Here is a 16,410-nt window from a genome sequence, read left to right as displayed (position 1 = left end):
CGTTCGTGATCAATACACCTAGTCGGCGTAGGTGCGCAGCTTCCGGTAGAGGGTCGCGCGGCCGATGCCCAGGGCGGCCGCCGCGCGGGCCTTGTTGCCGCCGTTGCGGCGCAGGGCCTCCAGGATGGCGGTGCGTTCGGCGTGCTCCATGGGGCTCAGCGGGCGGCCGGCGGGCCCCTCACGTACGGGATCGGGCAGTTCGGCCCGCCGTACCGGGCCGGTCGCCCTGCGGCGCCGCGCCAGCGACCTTACGACATGAACGAGTTCGGTGACGTTGCCGGGCCACAGGTACCGCTCCAGCGCGCGCCGGGCGTCCGGCGTCCAGCTGAGCGGAGGCTCTCCCGGATCGGGCGCCGGGGTCACGGCGGCGAGCAACTCCCTTATGTCCTCGGTGCGTTCACGCAGGGCGGGCAGGGTGACCGAGCGGGCGGCCAGGGTGTCGAGGAGCCGTTGGAGACACGGTCCGGGCGGCGCACCCGGTGTGTAGGTGACCAACAGGCGTGTGGCGGGCCGGGTTTCGAGGAGGGCGACGATCGCCGCCACGTCCGGCTGTGCCAGGCGCTCGGCGTGGCGCAGCACCAGGCCGCGGGGTTCGGCGGGCAGGGCGTTGTGCAGGTCCCCCGCGGCCGCGTCGACGACGAGCGGGTCGCTCTCGCCGAGCAGCTCGCGAGCCAGGGTGGTCTTCCCGGTGCCCCGTTCGCCGACGAGCAGTAGCGGGGCGCGGGTGGCGGCCAGTTCGGCCGCCCGTTCGGTGGCGTGCCGCCACGGTAGCGAGTGTCCGGCCAGTGTGGTCTGCGGCCGTCGGGCGGGGGCGGCGGATTCGCGGTCGTAGGAAGGTTCCAGTACGACGACGGCCCCGACGACCGCTCCCAGGTGCCGGACGGGTCTCACCTGGGCGCCGCGCGGGATCCGGGTGCCGGGGCCGTCCTGGCACGGCTCCGCGTGCACGGTGCGTTCCAGGTCCTCGATGTCCCGCGTCGACAGCAGCCGGCCCGCCGCCTCGCTCACCAGCCGGCTGTGGCCGGTGAAGGCCACCACCGGCCGGTCCTGCCCCTCGCACGCCCCGAGGAAGGCGTCGAGCAGGGCCCGCTCCGGCGAACGTGCGTGGGCCCGCAGTTCCGCCTCCACCGCGGCGGCGGTCGCCTCGGCCAGGGCCGCCTGCGGGTGCGGGGCGCAACCGCCGCACAGGGCGGACGCCACGGTGACCGTGCCGACCGGCTTGTGGTCGCCGGGGGCCCGCAGCGGCGCGCTCACCGCGGACACCTCCTGCCACACGTCGAGGAAGTGCTCGGGCCCGTGCACCTCGGCGCGGTGGCCGGTGCGCAGGGCCAGGGCCGCGCTGTTGGGGCCGACCCGCTGCTCGGAAAGGTCAGGGCGGAGCATGTCGTGCGGGTCGTGTCCCGCGGCCCACAGCACCCGCAGCCGGGCGTCGGTGAGGACGAGCGTCGCGTGCTCGTGGCCGAGGACCGGGCGCAGGCGCTCCAACACCGGCCGGGCCACCTCCAGCAGCGCGGGTTCGGGTGGCGGCGGGGCCTGGGCGGCGAAGGGTTCCGCGGAGTCGTGCCGTACGCCGAAGAAGCGGGCCCGGCGCCAGGCGGCGGCGACTTCGTCCGGCACGTCCTCGGGCAGGGGGTGCCCGGCGAGGAAGCGGGCGCGGGCCCGGCGCAGCTGGCCGAGGGCGGGGCGGGCGGAGGCATGCCGGCCGGCCGTGGGGGGATGCTCTGCGGTGGTCATGGCGCCCCTCACCGTACCGGGAACAGTTGAAGGAGCAACGACCGGTGTGCCCGGTCGGTTCCGCCCTACACCGGTGTCTCGGATTGAGACACCCATGACCGCCCGGACCGTTTCAAGATCTTGAACGGTCGGTTTCCGTCCTCCCCCCACCGGAGCGTTACCCGTGCACACCGATGTCGTCACCGACGTCCTGATCGTGGGCAGCGGCCCCGCCGGCGCCTCAGCCGCCCTGGCCCTGAGCACCTACGGCGTACCGAACATGGTCGTCACCCGCTATGCGAGCCTCGCCGACACCCCGCGTGCGCACATCACCAACCAGCGCACGATGGAGGTCCTGCGCGACCTCGGGGTGGAGCAGGAGGTGATGGCCAAGGCCACTCCGCAGCACCTGATGGGGAACACGACCTTCTGCACCAGCCTGGCCGGTGAGGAGCTGGGCCGGGTGCGCTCCTGGGGCAACGACCCGCTGGTGCAGGCCGCGCACGACCTCGCGAGTCCCACCCGGATGTGCGACATGCCGCAGCATCTGATGGAGCCGGTGCTGGTGGACGCGGCGATCACACGCGGGACCGTCTTCCGCTACAGCACGGTCTACAAGTCGTTCACGCAGGGACCGGACGGCGTGACCGTCACCGTCGAGGACCGGGTGCGCGGGGACGAGTACACCGTCCGGGCCAAGTACCTCATCGGTGCGGACGGCGGGCGCTCGAAGGTGGCCGAGGACGCCGGGCTGCCGATGGGCGGCCAGATGGGCGTCGCGGGCAGCATCAACATCGTCTTCGACGCCGACCTGAGTGAGTACACCGCCCACCGCCCCTCCACCCTGTACTGGGTGCTGGCCCCGGGCGCGACCGTCGGCGGCATCGGCGCGGGCCTGGTGCGCTGCGTGCGCCCGTGGACCGAGTGGCTGATCGTGTGGGGGTACGACGTCAGGGCGGGCGCTCCCGACCTCACCACCGAGTACGCGGAATCGGTCGTCCGCCAGTTGATCGGCGACGACGACATCCCGGTGACCGTCAAGTCGTCCTCGGCGTGGACGGTGAACGAGATGTACGCCGAGACGTACTCCAACGGCCGTGTGTTCTGTGCCGGTGACGCCGTGCACCGGCACCCGCCGTCCAACGGACTCGGCTCGAACACCTCCATCCAGGACTCCTACAACCTGGCCTGGAAGCTGAAGCTGGTCCTCGACGGCACCGCCGGCCCGGGCCTGCTGGACAGCTACAGCGCCGAACGCGCGCCCGTCGGCAGGCAGATCGTCACCCGGGCCAACAAGTCGATCGGCGAGACGGCACCGATCTTCGAGGCGCTCGGCGGTCTCACCCCACAGGCTCCCGAGCGGTTGTGGGCCAGCATCGCCGCCCGCAAGGAGGCCACCGAGGGCGCCGAGAAGCAGCGGGCGCGGCTGCGCGAGGCGATCGCGTACAAGGTGTACGAGTTCAACGCGCACGGCGTCGACCTCAACCAGCGCTACTCCGCCGAAAGCTCAGCCGCGGTCGTCCCCGACGGCACCCCCGACCCCGGTTTCGCCCGCGACCCGGAGCTGTACCACCAGCCCAGCTCCCGCCCGGGCGCCAAGCTCCCGCACGCCTGGATCACTTCGGGCACCAGGACCGTGTCCACCCTGGACACCGTCGGCAAGGGCCGGTTCACCCTGCTGACCGGTATCGGCGGCGCGGGCTGGCTGCGCGCGGCGGACGCCCAGGACCTCGACATCGCCACGGTCGTCATCGGCCCGGGGCAGGAGTACGAGGACCCGTACGGCGACTGGGCCCGGCTCAGCGAAGTGTCCGACGCGGGCGCCCTGCTGGTGCGGCCCGACGGGTATGTCGCCTTCCGGCACCCGGCCGCCGCCGAGAAAGCGGAGGAACTCCTGTCGCAGGCACTGCGGCAGATCCTCGGCCAGGCCTGACCGATCCGGAGTGACGGCCGTGCCGTCCCCGGAACCCACGCGACACGAAAGGTGAACAGCATGCCCCTCGGGCTGCTCAGGCGCCGGTGGTCCAAGGACGCCCCGGCCCGTTCGGCGGGACTCACCCTGCCCCTCCCCTCCGGTGCGGGCGGCGTCGCCCGTACCGTTCTGGACCCCGTCGACCAGCCGCTGGGCGGCGCTGAGGTCACGGTCACCGCGCTCGACACCCACCAGGTGGTGACGCGGGGTACCACCGACCCTTCGGCTTCTTCATGGCCGCTCTGCCGCCCGGGCGCTACAGCCTGCTGATCGTCGCCGAGGGTCTGGACCCGCACCGCGAGACGGTCGAGATCGTCGCCGGCAACTGTCCGGCGCCCGGGCACATCCGGTTGCAGCCGGCCCGGCAGCTGCCGTTGCCGCCGACCGGTGGCTGGATCTTCGATCCTCCGCACACGGCGATCCGGTTCATCGCCAAGCATGTCGGCATGGCTCATGTGCACGGTCGTTTCGAGCGTTTCGACGGCGTGATCAACGTCGCCCCGGACATGAGCCAGTCGACCGTGCAGGTGCGCATCGACGCGTCCAGCATCAACACCGGGAACACGACCCGCGACAACCACCTGCGTTCCGGGGACTTCCTGGACGTCGAGCGGTATCCGTACATCGACTTCGCCAGCGCGCGCTTCGCCTACCGGGGCGGCAGCAAGTGGACGCTCCTCGGCTCCCTGACGATGCACGGTGTCAGCCGCTCGGTCTCACTGGACACCACCTACCTGGGCACGGTCAACGGCGGTTACGGCGAGGAGTTGCGCTGTGCGGCGCTCGCCACGGCGGAGCTGCACCGGGAGGACTACACCCTCAACTGGCGGTCGATGCTGGCCCGTGGCATCGCGGTGGTGGGTCCGACGGTGCAACTGGAGCTGGACGTGCAGGCGATGTACCGCTCGCCGGACACGCCCACTCCGCCGGAGTGACGAGCACGCCATCCAATGTTGTGCGCCGTGGGCTCCCCCGCCGGGCGTAGCCGCAGGCAGCATTCCGCGCACCAGGTGCGAAGGAGTCGCCGACCATGTGCGGATGCGCGGACACGGAACCGCCGTTGCACATCGAGATGCCGGCCGCGTTCTACTCGGCCTCCCAGTTCGACCGGATCGAGCACAACGGGCGGCTCATCGGCGTGTCGGCCCTGTGCAGTTACACGGCCAACGTCCGTGGCCGGATCTCGGTCTGCATGATCGACGAGGAGGAGGTGGCCTACGGCCGGGAAGTCGGCCCGGTGTGGGGCGAGCCGAACGGCGGATCCGGCAACCCCGCCGTGGAACGGCACCCGCAGACCACCATCCGCGCCACCGTCTCCCGCCGTCCTCTCGCCGGGGACAGACGCTGACCCTTCGTCTCACCTGACGGGCCACCGGGTGCGGGGCAGCTGCGCGGTGGTCCGGACGACGGCATCTTGGCACCCGGTCGAAGCGCGCCCGGCGCCCCGCCAAGGACGGCCGGGCGCCGGGAGCCGGGTCAGGGCGGCGCCGTCCGCAGGGCCCGCACCACCGCCCAGATGACGGAGATGAACGGCACGGCCACGACGGCCCCGATCACCCCGGCGACGATGCTGCCCGCGATGACGGAGACGGCGACGACAAGGGGGTGCAGACGCACCGCCCAGCTCATCACCAGGGGGTGCAGCACATGCCCCTCGATCTGCCCGATGACGACGATGAGCACTAGGACGGCCACGGCCGTGAGCGGCCCGCGCCCGGCCAGCGCCACCACGGTGGCCACGCCCAGCGCGACCGGTGAGCCGACCAGCGGGACGAACGCGGCGAAGAACTCAAGCAGGGTGAGCGGCAGCGCGAGTGGCACCCGCAGCACCAGCAGGGCGATGCCGACGAGTACGGCGTTGGTGGCGGCCACGATGATGATGCCCCGGGTGTACCCGGCGAACGTCCGCCAGGCTGCGTGCCCCGCCCGGTCCCACGCTGCCCGGGCCCCGGCGGGCAGCAGCTCGCGGCTCGTCCAGGCCCACAGCCGTTCGCCGGAGTTGATGAAGAAGACGGAGGCGAAGAGCGCGAGCGCGCCTCCGGTGACCAGTTCGACGAGGGTGCCGAAGCCGCTGAGCGCCCTGCTGGCCAGGTTGGAGCGGTGGGCCTGGACGTAGTTCACGACCTGCTGCTGGAGATGCGACAGGGCGCCCGGGCCGAGCCGGAAGGGCGGGCGCTGGAGCCAGACCTCGATGCGGTGGATGCCACCGCGGAACTCCTCGGCCAGCGTCGCCGACTCCTGCGCGACCGCGTTGCCCACCAGGGCGAGCAGCCCGAAGAACACGCAGATGCTGCCGACCAGGCTCACGGCCACGCACAGGGGTCTGGGGAGCCGGCGGCTCAGCAGGTCGGTGAACGGCCGCAGCACCGAGGTGATGACCAGGGCCAGGAACAGGGCGACGGCGATCAGCTGGAAGCGGCCCAGGACCATGAAGATGCCGTAGACGGCGACGCCGAGCACGATGAGCCGCCAGGCATAGGCGGCGGCGATCCGCAGGGCGAGGACGACGACGGCGCTGACGGAGGCGGAGGCGACCGGATCACGGGCGCGCTTCGGGATCCACACCGCGCGGGCGGACCGGGTGGCCGGCGCCGTGCCACGCGCCCGGCGCGCCCGGTTCCGCCCGGCCGCCGGCCCGCCCGAACCCGCCACCGCACCTCCCGCTGCCGGCTTCCGTCGCCTCTGGTGCGCGTAAGGGCACCTCTAGTGCACGTTAGGGGCAATTCGGGCGGCGGGCGGGGTGAGCTGCGCCAACGGGGTCAGTGTGCCGCCGTTGTGGTGACGGCCGTGCGGGCGGCTCGTTCGACCAGTTTCACACCGTCCGGCATGGACGCGCTGCCGTTGGAGAGGACCGCGACGAGGTAGTGGTGACCGCCTGCCGTGACGCGTCCGACGCTGTTGATGTCCCACAGGCGGGTGGTGTTGCGCATGAGCCAGCCGTTCTTCAGCGCCCACCCCGAGTCCGCGGCGGCCGAGACGCCCCAGGACTGCTCGGTGGCGATCTCGGTCATCAGGGTGCCGATACGGCTTCGTGACGCCGTGTCGAGCGGAGTGGGGCCGGAGCCGAAGACCGCGCGCAGCAGTCGTATCTGATCGCGTGCAGTGGTCCGGGTGAGCCCCCACCTGCCGCCGGGGCCGCCCGCGGTCGAGGTCAGACCCAGCCGCTTGTTCGCGGACTCCAGGCCGGGGGCCCCGCCGATGGCCCGCCACAGGGCGTTGGCCGCGTCGTTGTCGCTGTCGCGGATCATCACCTCCGCCTGGGTGCTCTCCCGCGCGGTGAGGGCGCGCCGGTGGTCCCGGGCGTGGAGCAACAGCGCGGCGAGGATGTCGACCTTGACGATGCTCGCCGTGTCGTACGGCGTGTCGTCGCCGTAGACCGCGGGTTCCCGGCCGCTGCCGTCCAGGTCGAGGACGGCGGCGGTCACGCGCGCCTCGGCCGGAGTCCGCACGGCCGTACGGAAGTCTCCGGAGCCGGGGGCGGAACCCGCCGCGATGGCCGCCGGCGCGGCGCCTGCGAGCAGGGTCACCGCCGTGGCCAGGACGGCGAGGGTGCGGTTGAGCATGCGGGGAGCCTCGGCAGTTCAGGTCGGAGGGAACACAGAACTGCGAACATAGACAAAATGGCCGGTCGGCGACGTGACCACCGCCACGAACCGGCCGGTTTCAGGCGAATTGTGATCAGAACAACAAGGCCGCAGATGAGGTGGGCCTCCCGGCTACGGAACGCGGATTCCGTATGCCTCATCCGGACCGTTCCGGGGGAAGAATGTGGCCAGAGTGACGGACCGACCCCTGGGAGGTGCCCATGAGCACATCGGCGGAACCGCGGGTGAGCGGCCTGGAGGTGCGGTCCATCGACTACGTGCCGCTGGACGAGCGGCACGGCAAGCTGTGGCATCTGGGGCCGCTGTGGTTCATGTCCAACGCGCAGATCGCCACCCTGGCCGTGGGGCTGATCAGCATCACGGAGGGCGGCAACCTGATCTGGTCGCTGCTGGCGATCGTCGCGGGCACCCTGATCGGCACGTTCTTCATGGCCTTCCACTCCGCGCAGGGACCGCAGCTGGGGCTGCCGCAGATGATCCAGTCGCGGCCGCAGTTCGGCTATGTCGGGGCGCTGCTGGTGTGGCTGTTCGCGTATGTGCAGTACGCGGGCTTCAACGTGTTCAACACCATCCTGGCCGGTGACGCACTGAACACCACGATCCACGGCAGTGTGAAGCTGTGGGTCGTCGTGGTCACCCTGATCGCGCTGGTCGTGGCACTGGTGGGCTACGACATCATCCACAAGGCCGAGCGGTTCCTGACCTACACCTTCCTCGTCGTCTTCGGGATCTTCACCGTCGGTGTCCTGGTCACCCTGCACTATCCGGCGGGCTCCTTCGACCTCGGCGCCTTCAAGTGGACGCCGTTCCTGGCCCAGTTCGGCGTGGTCGCCGGTTACCAGATCAGCTGGGCCATCTACGTCTCGGACTACTCGCGCTATCTGCCGCCGGACGTGACGGTCCGCAAGACGTTCTACTGGACCTACTTCGGCTCGGCGCTCGGCGGTATCTGGCTGATGGGGCTCGGGACGCTGCTGGCCGCCTGGGCGGGCGACAGCTTCGACACGATTTCGACGATCAACGCCGCCGGCGACAAGATCTTCGACGGCTTCGGCGCTATCGTGCTGCTGTTCTCCACGCTGGGCTTGATCTCCGTCACCGCGCTGAACATGTACGGCGGTTCACTCACGCTGATCAGCGCCATCGACTCGTTCAAGCGGGTGCGGCCGACGCTGGGCGTCCGGCTGGTGACCATCGGCGTGACCGCGGCGCTCTCCCTGGTCGGCGCGCTGGCGGCGACCTCGGACTTCCTGACGAACTTCAACAACTTCCTGCTGCTGGTGCTCTATCTGTTCATCCCGTGGACCTCGGTGAACCTGATGGACTACTACGTGGTGCGCCGGGGCCACTACGCGATCGCCGAGATCTTCAAACCGGACGGCATCTACGGCCGTTGGGGCTGGCGGGGGATCATCTCGTACCTGGTCGGCTTCGCCGTGATGGTCCCGTTCTTCTCCGTCGGCACGCTCTATGTCGGCCCTGCCGCCAAGGCCCTCGGCGGCGCGGACATCTCGTTGTTCGTCGGGCTGCCGGTCTCTGCGCTGCTGTACTGGTGGCTGAGCCGCTCGATCGACGTCGAGGCGGAGACCCGCATCGCCGAGGCGGAGGCCGCGGAACTGGAGCAGGCGGCGCACGAACACCGGGAGCCCTAGCGGGGAGTCGTCAGAGGCGGCAGCTGCTCGGGCGAGGACCTCGCCCCGCCCGGCTCCGGGAACTTCGCCGCCGGGCTACGCGCCCGTCTGCGCCGACTCGCCTGGTTTCTCGGGGAGTCCGGCCCGGGCGCCGTCTTGCGTGCGCTGCTCGCGGAGGACCAGCACGATCCGGCGTTCGCCGGGAGTTCCGGTCGCGGTGCCGGGGCCACGGCGCCGGTGCGCCCGCGCCCTGCCGGCACGGGCCCTGGCGGCGGGCCGGTTGCCCGCCGGGTTCGACCTGGACACCGAGACGGACCAGCTCGAGGGCCCGCGATGAGCCACCCTCGCGGTCAGTACGCGGAGTTGACGTTGTCGATGGAGCCGTAGCGGTGGGCGGCGTAGTTGGCGGCCGCGGTGATGTTGGCCACCGGGTCGGTGACGCTGCGCGCGGTGCCGTCGACGTGGTAGGCGTTGAAGGTGGGGTCGATGACCTGGAGCAGACCCTTGGAGGGGGTGCCCTTCTGGGCGTTGACGTCCCAGTTGTTCTGCGCGGTCGGGTTGCCGCCGGACTCGCGCATGATGTTGCGCTTCAGACCGTCGTAGCTGCCCGGAATGCCCTTGGCCTTCATGATCTGCAGGGACTGCTTGATCCAGCCGTCCAGGTTGTTGGAGTGGCCGGACTGCTGCTGGGAGGTGGCGCGGCTGTGGTCGCTGGCGGCCGTGACCGAGGTTGAGGCGTGCATCTGCGTCGCTTCGGCGGCCTGTGCGGTCGTCGGCATCAGGGTGAGGGCGGCGGCCGCGGCACCGGTGGTGGCGATGCCGGTGAGGCCGAGGGTGCGCAGGCGAGCGATGCGGGTGCGAGTGGTCATGGTCATGTGAAAGGAAACTCTCCTGTGGGGGACGGCGTCTGCGCCGGCCGCGGTGGGCGGCGGCGTGGGGCGGGGCCCCGGGTCAGTCGGCGGGGAGTGGGCGGACCCGGCGGGGATCCGCTCGGTCCATCGCCCGTCTCCCGGCGACGACAGCCATGGTTAGCGGTGGGCGCGGCGGGGCGCAACGATGTGACGTACTATCCTTCTTCGGAGTAATGCCCGAAATGAGCGGTTATGGCAGCTTTACATCCTGTTCAGAGGGTTCCGGTGCTACGACGCCGGATAGGATGTGATCTGCCTCCTATGGGTGGTGTCACGCTCTCCAGCCTCTTCGGGGGGCGGAAACGACCCTGCCGGACGTCGCTCCACAGCTCGCGTACAGCCCCGTCAGGAGAGCACCGGGGGCATGTCCGGCACCTCTCACACACGCGGCGGACGCCATCCATGTGCTGATCGTCGACGACGGTCCCGAGGCGACCGAGCTGCTCTCGGCGGCGGTCACCGCGGCGGGCCGGCGGCCGCTCGTGGCCCAGGGCGGGTACGGCACCCTGCGCACCGCCCGCAGACACAGCCCGCACGCCGTCAAGCCTTCCTCCCTGGAGGAGGTGATGCTCCGGGCTGCGCGGATTGCTGCGCCGGTCCGGGGCCGGCGAGGTCGCCGAGTAGGAAGCGGTGCGCGTGCTCGGCAACCTGGTGCTCGGCGAGAAGACCCGCGAGGTGCGCCGGAGCGGCACGCCGATCTCACTCACCGCGAAGGCGTTCGACCTGCTGCGACGGGATCCCGGCGGACGGGACCCTGCCCACCCGGACGGGCACCGTCGAGGCGTTCGCCGCACGGGCCAAGGCCGACGCGGCCAGGGTGCGCATGGCTGAGGCGCGGGCCCGCCTCGACGACACACTCAGAAGCACGTGCGCTCGGTCATCCGCACGCCAACGGCAACGGCTACGGCTACGGCTACGGCTACGGCTACGGCTACGGCTACGGCAAGGAACTGATCCGCCGGCACTACCTGACGTCACCCCACCACCGGTAGTCCCTCCCCCATGGGCTTCCACCGCAGGTGAACGCTCTCCCCTGCCGAGTCCGCCCGCAGCAGGGACAGGCGGGGGCGTACGGCGTCGGTGCGTGCCGTGGGCGGTTTGCGGCGGCCGGCCTGGAACTGCACGGGCCACTCGGCGGCCGGGCCCCGGTAGTCCTGGTCGGCGGCCGCGTGCAGGGTCCAGTGCGGGTCGTACAGATGGGTGCGTCCTACGGCACACAGGTCGGCGCGGCCCGCCAGCAGGATCGAGTTCACGTCGTCGTAGGAGGCGATGGCGCCGACGGCGATCACGGCCGCGCCGGTCGCGGCGGCCACCTCGTGGCGGATTCGGTCGGCGAAGGGAGTCTGGTAGGAGCGGCCGTAGGCGGGGCGTTCGTCCTTGGTGACCTGGCCGGTGGAGACGTCGATGGCGTCCGCGCCGTGCGCGATGAACGCGCGGGCGATCTCCACCGCGTCGTGTTCGGTGTTGCCGTCGGGGGCCCAGTCGGTGGCGGAGATCCGCACGGTCATCGGCCGCTCGGCGGGCCAGACGGACCGCACCGCGTCGAAGACCTCCAGGGGGTAGCGCAGCCGGTTCTCCAGCGGGCCGCCGTACTGGTCGGTGCGGTGGTTGGCGAGGGGTGAGAGGAAGGAGGAGAGCAGATAGCCGTGGGCGCAGTGGAGTTCGAGGAGGTCGAAGCCGGCCTCGGCGCCCCGGCGGGCCGCTTCGACGAACTCGGCGGTGATGTCGTCGAGTTCCGAGCGGGTGAGTTCGCGGGGGACGGGCGATCCGGGGCCGTACCGCAGCCCGGACGGGCCCACGACCTCCCAGTTGCCGTCGGGGAGCGGCTCGTCCATGCCCTCCCACATAAGACGGGTCGAGCCCTTGCGGCCGGAGTGGCCGAGCTGGAGGCCGATGCGCGCGGTGCTGCATTCGTGGACCAAGGAGACGACCCGCTGCCAGGAGCCGCGCTGTTCGTCGTTCCACAGGCCGGTGCAGCCGGGGGTGATACGGCCCTCGGGCGAGACGCACACCATCTCCGTCATCACCAGCCCCGCCCCGCCCATCGCCTTCGAACCCAGATGGACCAGATGGAAGTCACCGGGCACGCCGTCGACGGCGGAGTACATGTCCATCGGGGAGACGATCACCCGGTTCTTCAGCTCCAGCCGCCCGATGCGGAACGGCTGGAACATCGCGGGCGCCCCGGTGCTCAGCCCCTGCGCCGCGGCGAAGGCGGCATCGACGCGGTCGGCGAACGCCTCGTCCCGGGTGCGCAGGTTGTCGTAGGTGATACGGCGCGAACGGGTCAGCAGGTTGAAGCAGAACTGGGTGGGTTCCTGGCCGGCGTACATGCCGATGTTCTCGAACCACTCCAGCGAGGCCTGCGCGGCCCGCTGGGTGGACTGCACCACCGGCCGCCGCTCGCTCTCGTAGGCGGTCAACGCGCTTTCCGTGTCCGGGTGTTCGTGCAGACAGGCGGCCAGGGCGAGGGCGTCCTCCATGGCCAGCTTGGTGCCGGAACCGATGGAGAAGTGGGCGGTGTGGGCGGCGTCGCCGATGAGGACGAGGTTGCCGTGGTGCCAGTGCTCGTTGCGGACGGTGGTGAAGTTCAGCCACTTGGAGTTGTTGGCGAACACCTGCTGCCCGCCGAGTTCCTCGGCGAACAGCTCACGGATGCGGGCCACGGCCCGCTCGTCGGAGACACCCGGCGCGAACACGGTGTCCTCCGTGACGTCGAAGCCGGCCCGGCGCCAGACGTCCTCGTGCATCTCCACGATGAAGGTCGAGCCGGTGTCGGAGTAGGGGTAGCCGTGGACCTGCATGACCCCCCACTCCGTCTCCTTGACGAAGAACTGGAAGGCCTCGAAGACCCGGTCCGTGCCCAGCCACATGTACTTGCTGCACCGCCGGTCCAGGGACGGGCGGAAAGCGCCCGCGTGGGCCGCCCGGACACCCGAGTTGACGCCGTCCGCGCCGACGACGAGGTCGTGCGAGGCGCGCAGTTCGGCCACCTCGGGTGCCGGGGTCGAGAAGTGCAGGGTGACGCCCAGCTCCCGGCAGCGCTCCTGCAGGAGCCGGAGGAGTTCCTTGCGGCTCATCGCGGCGAAGCCCTGGCCGCCGACGGTGTGGGTCTCGCCCCGGTAGTGGATGTCGATGTCCGTCCAGCGGGCGAAGCGGCGGGACATGGCCTCGGCGAAGACGGTGTCGGCGTTCTCGATGCCGCCGAGGGTCTCGTCGGAGAACACCACGCCGAAGCCGAAGGTGTCGTCGGGGGCGTTGCGTTCCCACACGGTGATCTCGTGGGCGGGGTCCAGCTGCTTGAGCAGCGCCGCGAGGTAGAGCCCTCCCGGGCCACCGCCGATGATCGCGATCTTCAAGGGAGTTCCTCTCACTGCTCAGCGGCCGATTCGGCTTCGATGATCTTGCGGAGCGCGAACCGCTGGAGTTTTCCGCTGGTGTTGCGCGGCAGGGCGTCGTGGAAGCGCACGTCACGCGGGTACTTGTAGGGCGCCAGGACCTGCTTGACGTGGTCCTGGATCTCCATGGCCTTCGCCGGATCTCCGGTGACGCCCTCGCGCAGCACGACGAAGGCGCAGACGACCGAGCCGCGCTCCGGGTCGGGGCGGGCCACGACGGCGGACTCGACCACGTCCGGGTGGGTGTCGATGGCGGCTTCCACCTCGGGGCCGCCGATGTTGTACCCGGAGGAGACGATCATGTTGTCGCTGCGGGCGTGGTAGTAGAAGTAGCCGTCCTCGTCGCGGTGGAAGATGTCACCGGTGACGTTCCAGCCGTTCACGACGTAGTCCTGCTGGCGCTTGTCGTCGAGGTAGCGGCAGCCGACCGGGCCGATGACGCCGAGCAGCCCCGGTTCCCCCGGGCCGACCTCCGCACCGTCCAGACCGAGGACCGTGGCGCTGTAGCCGGGCACCGCACGCCCCGTGGCGCCGGGCCGGATGTCGTCGCCGGCGGCGGAGATGAAGATGTGCAGCAGTTCGGTCGCGCCGATGCCGTCGATGACCTTCAGCCCGATGCGGTCCCGCAGTTCCTGCCAGACGGCGAGCGGTATGTGTTCGCCGGCCGACACCCCGACCCGCACACTGCTCAGTCGCCGTTCCTTGCCGTCGCGGACGATCGCCTTGTAGGCGGTGGGCGCGGTCGCGAGGACGGTGACCCCGTGTTTCTCGACGAGGTCGGCGAGCTGGGCCGGTGTCGCCGTCTCGGTCAGCAGGGCGCAGGCGCCGGCCCGCAGCGGAAAGACGACCAGCATGCCGAGGCCGAAGGTGAAGGCGAACGGCGCGGTGCAGGCGACCAGATCGTCCTCCCGCAGCCCCAGGAGGTGCCGGCCGAAGGTGTTGTCGATGGACAGGATGTCCCGGTGGAAGTGCATCGTGATCTTGGGGACGCCGGTGCTTCCCGAGGTGGGGCCGAGGAGTGCCACGTCGTCGGCGGCCGTCTCCACGTCGCTGAACTCACCGGACTTGGCCGCACACCGGGCCACCAGGTCTTCGGGGCCGGGCCCGCCGTATGCGACCAGCCGCAGGCCGGGCAGCACGGTGCGGACTTCCTCGGTGAAGCGGTGGTCCACCAGTGCGATCGCGGGCCGGGTGCGTTCGGCGATCGGGGTGATCTCGCGGGCGCGCAGGGCGGCCATCGTGGTGACCACCACCCCGCCCGCCTTCAGGACGCCGAGCCAGCACGCCACCGTCCACGGGGTGTTGGGCGCGCGCAGCAGGACGCGCCCGCCCGGTACCAGGCCCAGGTCCTCGGTGAGGACCTGGGCGACCTGGTTGGCGCGGGTGCGCAGTTCGCCGTAGGTCCACAGCTCCCCGGCCGGGGTGCGCAGGGCGGGGCGGTGGGGGCCGTGGCGTTCGACGGCCGCGTCGATGAGCTCGGTGGCCGCGTTGAGGCGGGCCGGGTAGCTCAGTTCGGGCGTGGTGAACTCGATGGTGGGCCACAGTTCGGCGGGCGGGAGATGGTCCCGGGCGAAGGTGTCCAGGTGCGAGGAGGGTGAGAGCGGAACAGCCAACGTGGGGTTCCTTCCGGGAGCCCGCCGGTGGTGTACGGCGGGCGGTCAGGCGGGGCGGATCATGCCCTCCTGGGCGACAGTGGCCAGGTGACGGTGGTCGCGGCTGAAGAAGCGTCCGGTGCCCAGGCCGCGGCCCGCGTCGGCGGCCACCGCTTCCTGGGCGTAGAGGAGCCAGTCGCCCATCGGTGCGGGGCGGTGGAACCACATGGCGTGGTCGAGGCTGGCGGTGACCAGGCCGGGGTCGGCCCAGGCCAGGCCGAGGACCCGCAGGACGGGTTCGAGGATCGTGTAGTCGCAGACGTAGGCGAGGACGGCGAGGTCGCGCTGGGCGTCGGTGAGTCCCTCGACGGGGCGCAGCGTGTCGAACGGCCGTAGCCAGACCGCCTGGTGGGGCAGGAGCTCACCCTCCACGGCGAGGTAGACGGGGCCGGGGACATGGCGCATGTCGAAGCCGCGGCCGCCGCGCCAGTAGGCCTTGGACTCTGCGGTCATGGTGCCGCCGGTGCGGTCGGCTAGGTACTCGGCCGAGCTGGGGAGGTCCTCGGGGGCGGGGACTTCCCCGGTGAACCCGGCGTGGAAGGAGGCACCCGGCTCCCCCGCCGCGAAGTTGGCGAGGCAGACGTACAGCACCTTGCCGTTCTGGTAGCCGCGCACCTGGCGGGTGCTGTAGCCGCGGCCGTCGCGCAGCACCTCCACCTCGTAGCGGACCTCGGTGCCGATGTCGGCCGGGCGCAGGAAGTAACTGTGCGTCGAGTGCAGCGACTTGCCGTCGGTCACCGAGCGCATGGCGGCCGCGGCGGCCTGGGCGACGAGGTCGCCGCCGTAGGCCTTGGGCCAGGGGCAGGGCTGGGTGGTGGCGGTGAAGGCGAGGTCGAAGTGTTCCGGCGCGGCGGGCTTGAGCGTCAGGGCGGCGGTGACGATCGCGGAGGTCGGGGCGGCGGTCATCGGTTCAGCCAGTCGCGCAGGTCGGTGTCGGACACGTCGGGCAGGTTCACCACGATGTTCTCCGGGGTCCGGGTGGTCATCCACACCAGCGGTTTGGTCCGGGAGAGGTTGCACTCGACGTGCGGCATGAAGGGCGGCACGAAGACCCAGTCGCCCTCCGTCATGTCGACGTAGTCCTCGAACTTCTCGCCGAAGTAGATCCGGGCCCGGCCCGACAGGACGTATCCGCCGGTCTCGGCCTCGCCGTGGTGGTGGGTGACGGAGCGGTAGCCGGGCTCGTTGCTGACCTTGCCGTACCACAGGCGGCGCGCGGGGGTGTGCTGGGCGCTGACGCCCGACACCCGGACGGCGCCGCCCGAGTCGGCGGTGTTCACGTCCTCCTGACCGGCCCGGGTCACGACGGGCGCGACGATGCCGCTGGGCAGCCGGTACGTCGCGTTGTCGTCTTCGAGTCGGTACTTACTGAGGTCGGGCTCCATGGAACGGCTCCGTTTCCGTGGGCTTGCCGGGATCGTCGGCCTGTCGGGGTCGGGAAGAGGACCGCGCTCTATCTCGTATCTTTCACGGTCGTCATTTATTGTCAATACGACCGGCCGTGCGGCCGGAACCGGACCCCACCGAA

Annotated in this window: 13 protein-coding genes and 1 pseudogene; 5 read left to right on the top strand and 9 right to left on the bottom strand. The window is 71.0% G+C overall.

Annotation, left to right across the window (positions count from 1 at the left end; translation table 11 throughout):
- Nucleotides 1-18: 18 nt before the first annotated feature.
- Entirely contained in the window at nucleotides 19-1,734 is a 1,716-nt protein-coding gene (locus ABZ396_RS31045) for a helix-turn-helix domain-containing protein (protein WP_358927043.1), read from the bottom strand.
- Between the two features lie 163 nt (nucleotides 1,735-1,897).
- On the opposite strand from ABZ396_RS31045, the gene ABZ396_RS31040 reads away from it, so the two are divergent.
- From ABZ396_RS31040 to ABZ396_RS31030, 3 genes and pseudogenes are all read left to right on the top strand, one after another.
- A complete protein-coding gene (locus tag ABZ396_RS31040; protein WP_358927042.1) occupies nucleotides 1,898-3,646 on the top strand; it encodes an FAD-dependent monooxygenase in 1,749 nt (582 codons plus the stop codon).
- 60 nt (nucleotides 3,647-3,706) lie between these two features.
- Nucleotides 3,707-4,620, top strand: a pseudogene (locus ABZ396_RS31035) (YceI family protein).
- A gap of 95 nt (nucleotides 4,621-4,715) precedes the next feature.
- Nucleotides 4,716-5,033 (top strand): hypothetical protein, encoded by a 318-nt coding sequence (locus ABZ396_RS31030; RefSeq protein WP_358927041.1) that lies wholly within the window; start codon nucleotides 4,716-4,718, stop codon nucleotides 5,031-5,033.
- 128 nt (nucleotides 5,034-5,161) lie between these two features.
- On the opposite strand, the gene ABZ396_RS31025 is transcribed toward ABZ396_RS31030, so the two are convergent.
- Both ABZ396_RS31025 and ABZ396_RS31020 read right to left on the bottom strand, forming a co-directional pair.
- Nucleotides 5,162-6,337, bottom strand: coding sequence for an AI-2E family transporter (locus ABZ396_RS31025; protein WP_359186445.1), 1,176 nt, complete (start codon nucleotides 6,335-6,337; stop codon nucleotides 5,162-5,164).
- Between the two features lie 107 nt (nucleotides 6,338-6,444).
- A complete protein-coding gene (locus ABZ396_RS31020; RefSeq protein WP_358926872.1) occupies nucleotides 6,445-7,248 on the bottom strand; it encodes a serine hydrolase in 804 nt (267 codons plus the stop codon).
- Between the two features lie 242 nt (nucleotides 7,249-7,490).
- On the opposite strand from ABZ396_RS31020, the gene ABZ396_RS31015 reads away from it, so the two are divergent.
- Nucleotides 7,491-8,942, top strand: a complete 1,452-nt coding sequence (locus ABZ396_RS31015; RefSeq protein WP_358926873.1) for a cytosine permease — start codon at nucleotides 7,491-7,493, stop codon at nucleotides 8,940-8,942.
- Nucleotides 8,943-9,017: 75 nt separating this feature from the next.
- Here the strand turns inward: ABZ396_RS31015 and ABZ396_RS31010 are convergent, their stop codons facing one another.
- On the bottom strand, nucleotides 9,018-9,227 hold the full coding sequence (locus ABZ396_RS31010) for a hypothetical protein (protein ID WP_358926874.1): 210 nt from the start codon (nucleotides 9,225-9,227) through the stop codon (nucleotides 9,018-9,020).
- Nucleotides 9,228-9,271: 44 nt separating this feature from the next.
- On the bottom strand, nucleotides 9,272-9,790 hold the full coding sequence (locus tag ABZ396_RS31005; RefSeq protein WP_358926887.1) for a transglycosylase SLT domain-containing protein: 519 nt from the start codon (nucleotides 9,788-9,790) through the stop codon (nucleotides 9,272-9,274).
- Nucleotides 9,791-10,468: 678 nt separating this feature from the next.
- Between ABZ396_RS31005 and ABZ396_RS31000 the strand changes: the two genes are divergently transcribed.
- Entirely contained in the window at nucleotides 10,469-10,663 is a 195-nt protein-coding gene (locus ABZ396_RS31000; RefSeq protein WP_358926875.1) for a hypothetical protein, read from the top strand.
- A 143-nt stretch (nucleotides 10,664-10,806) separates the two neighbouring features.
- Here the strand turns inward: ABZ396_RS31000 and ABZ396_RS30995 are convergent, their stop codons facing one another.
- The 4 genes from ABZ396_RS30995 to ABZ396_RS30980 are packed head-to-tail and all read right to left on the bottom strand — an operon-like array spanning nucleotide 10,807 to nucleotide 16,267.
- Nucleotides 10,807-13,191 carry a bifunctional salicylyl-CoA 5-hydroxylase/oxidoreductase gene (locus ABZ396_RS30995; protein ID WP_358926876.1) on the bottom strand — a complete coding sequence of 795 codons (2,385 nt, stop codon included), beginning with the start codon at nucleotides 13,189-13,191 and terminating at the stop codon, nucleotides 10,807-10,809.
- An 11-nt stretch (nucleotides 13,192-13,202) separates the two neighbouring features.
- Complete coding sequence (locus ABZ396_RS30990; RefSeq protein WP_358926877.1) at nucleotides 13,203-14,843, bottom strand: AMP-binding protein; 1,641 nt, start codon at nucleotides 14,841-14,843, stop codon at nucleotides 13,203-13,205.
- A 45-nt stretch (nucleotides 14,844-14,888) separates the two neighbouring features.
- On the bottom strand, nucleotides 14,889-15,788 hold the full coding sequence (locus ABZ396_RS30985; protein WP_358926878.1) for an acyl-CoA thioesterase domain-containing protein: 900 nt from the start codon (nucleotides 15,786-15,788) through the stop codon (nucleotides 14,889-14,891).
- Complete coding sequence (locus tag ABZ396_RS30980) at nucleotides 15,785-16,267, bottom strand: cupin domain-containing protein (RefSeq protein ID WP_358926879.1); 483 nt, start codon at nucleotides 16,265-16,267, stop codon at nucleotides 15,785-15,787. The genes ABZ396_RS30985 and ABZ396_RS30980 overlap by 4 nt, the downstream gene beginning before the upstream one ends.
- Between the last annotated feature and the right edge of the window lie 143 nt (nucleotides 16,268-16,410).

The sequence above is a fragment of the Streptomyces sp. NPDC005866 genome, from assembly GCF_040629895.1.
GTDB lineage: Bacteria > Actinomycetota > Actinomycetes > Streptomycetales > Streptomycetaceae > Streptomyces.
Note: the sequence above shows the minus strand (reverse complement) of the source record. Positions and strands in the feature narration are given on the sequence as shown.

Bases quoted from the DNA above. Each gene is read 5' to 3' on its own strand.
- ABZ396_RS31045 (WP_358927043.1), bottom strand. From the start codon at position 1,734: ATGACCACCGCAGAGCATCCCCCCACGGCCGGCCGGCATGCCTCCGCC.
- ABZ396_RS31030 (WP_358927041.1), top strand. From the start codon at position 4,716: ATGTGCGGATGCGCGGACACGGAACCGCCGTTGCACATCGAGATGCCG.
- ABZ396_RS31020 (WP_358926872.1), bottom strand. From the start codon at position 7,248: ATGCTCAACCGCACCCTCGCCGTCCTGGCCACGGCGGTGACCCTGCTC.
- ABZ396_RS31015 (WP_358926873.1), top strand. From the start codon at position 7,491: ATGAGCACATCGGCGGAACCGCGGGTGAGCGGCCTGGAGGTGCGGTCC.
- ABZ396_RS31005 (WP_358926887.1), bottom strand. From the start codon at position 9,790: ATGACCACTCGCACCCGCATCGCTCGCCTGCGCACCCTCGGCCTCACC.
- ABZ396_RS30985 (WP_358926878.1), bottom strand. From the start codon at position 15,788: ATGACCGCCGCCCCGACCTCCGCGATCGTCACCGCCGCCCTGACGCTC.
- ABZ396_RS30980 (WP_358926879.1), bottom strand. From the start codon at position 16,267: ATGGAGCCCGACCTCAGTAAGTACCGACTCGAAGACGACAACGCGACG.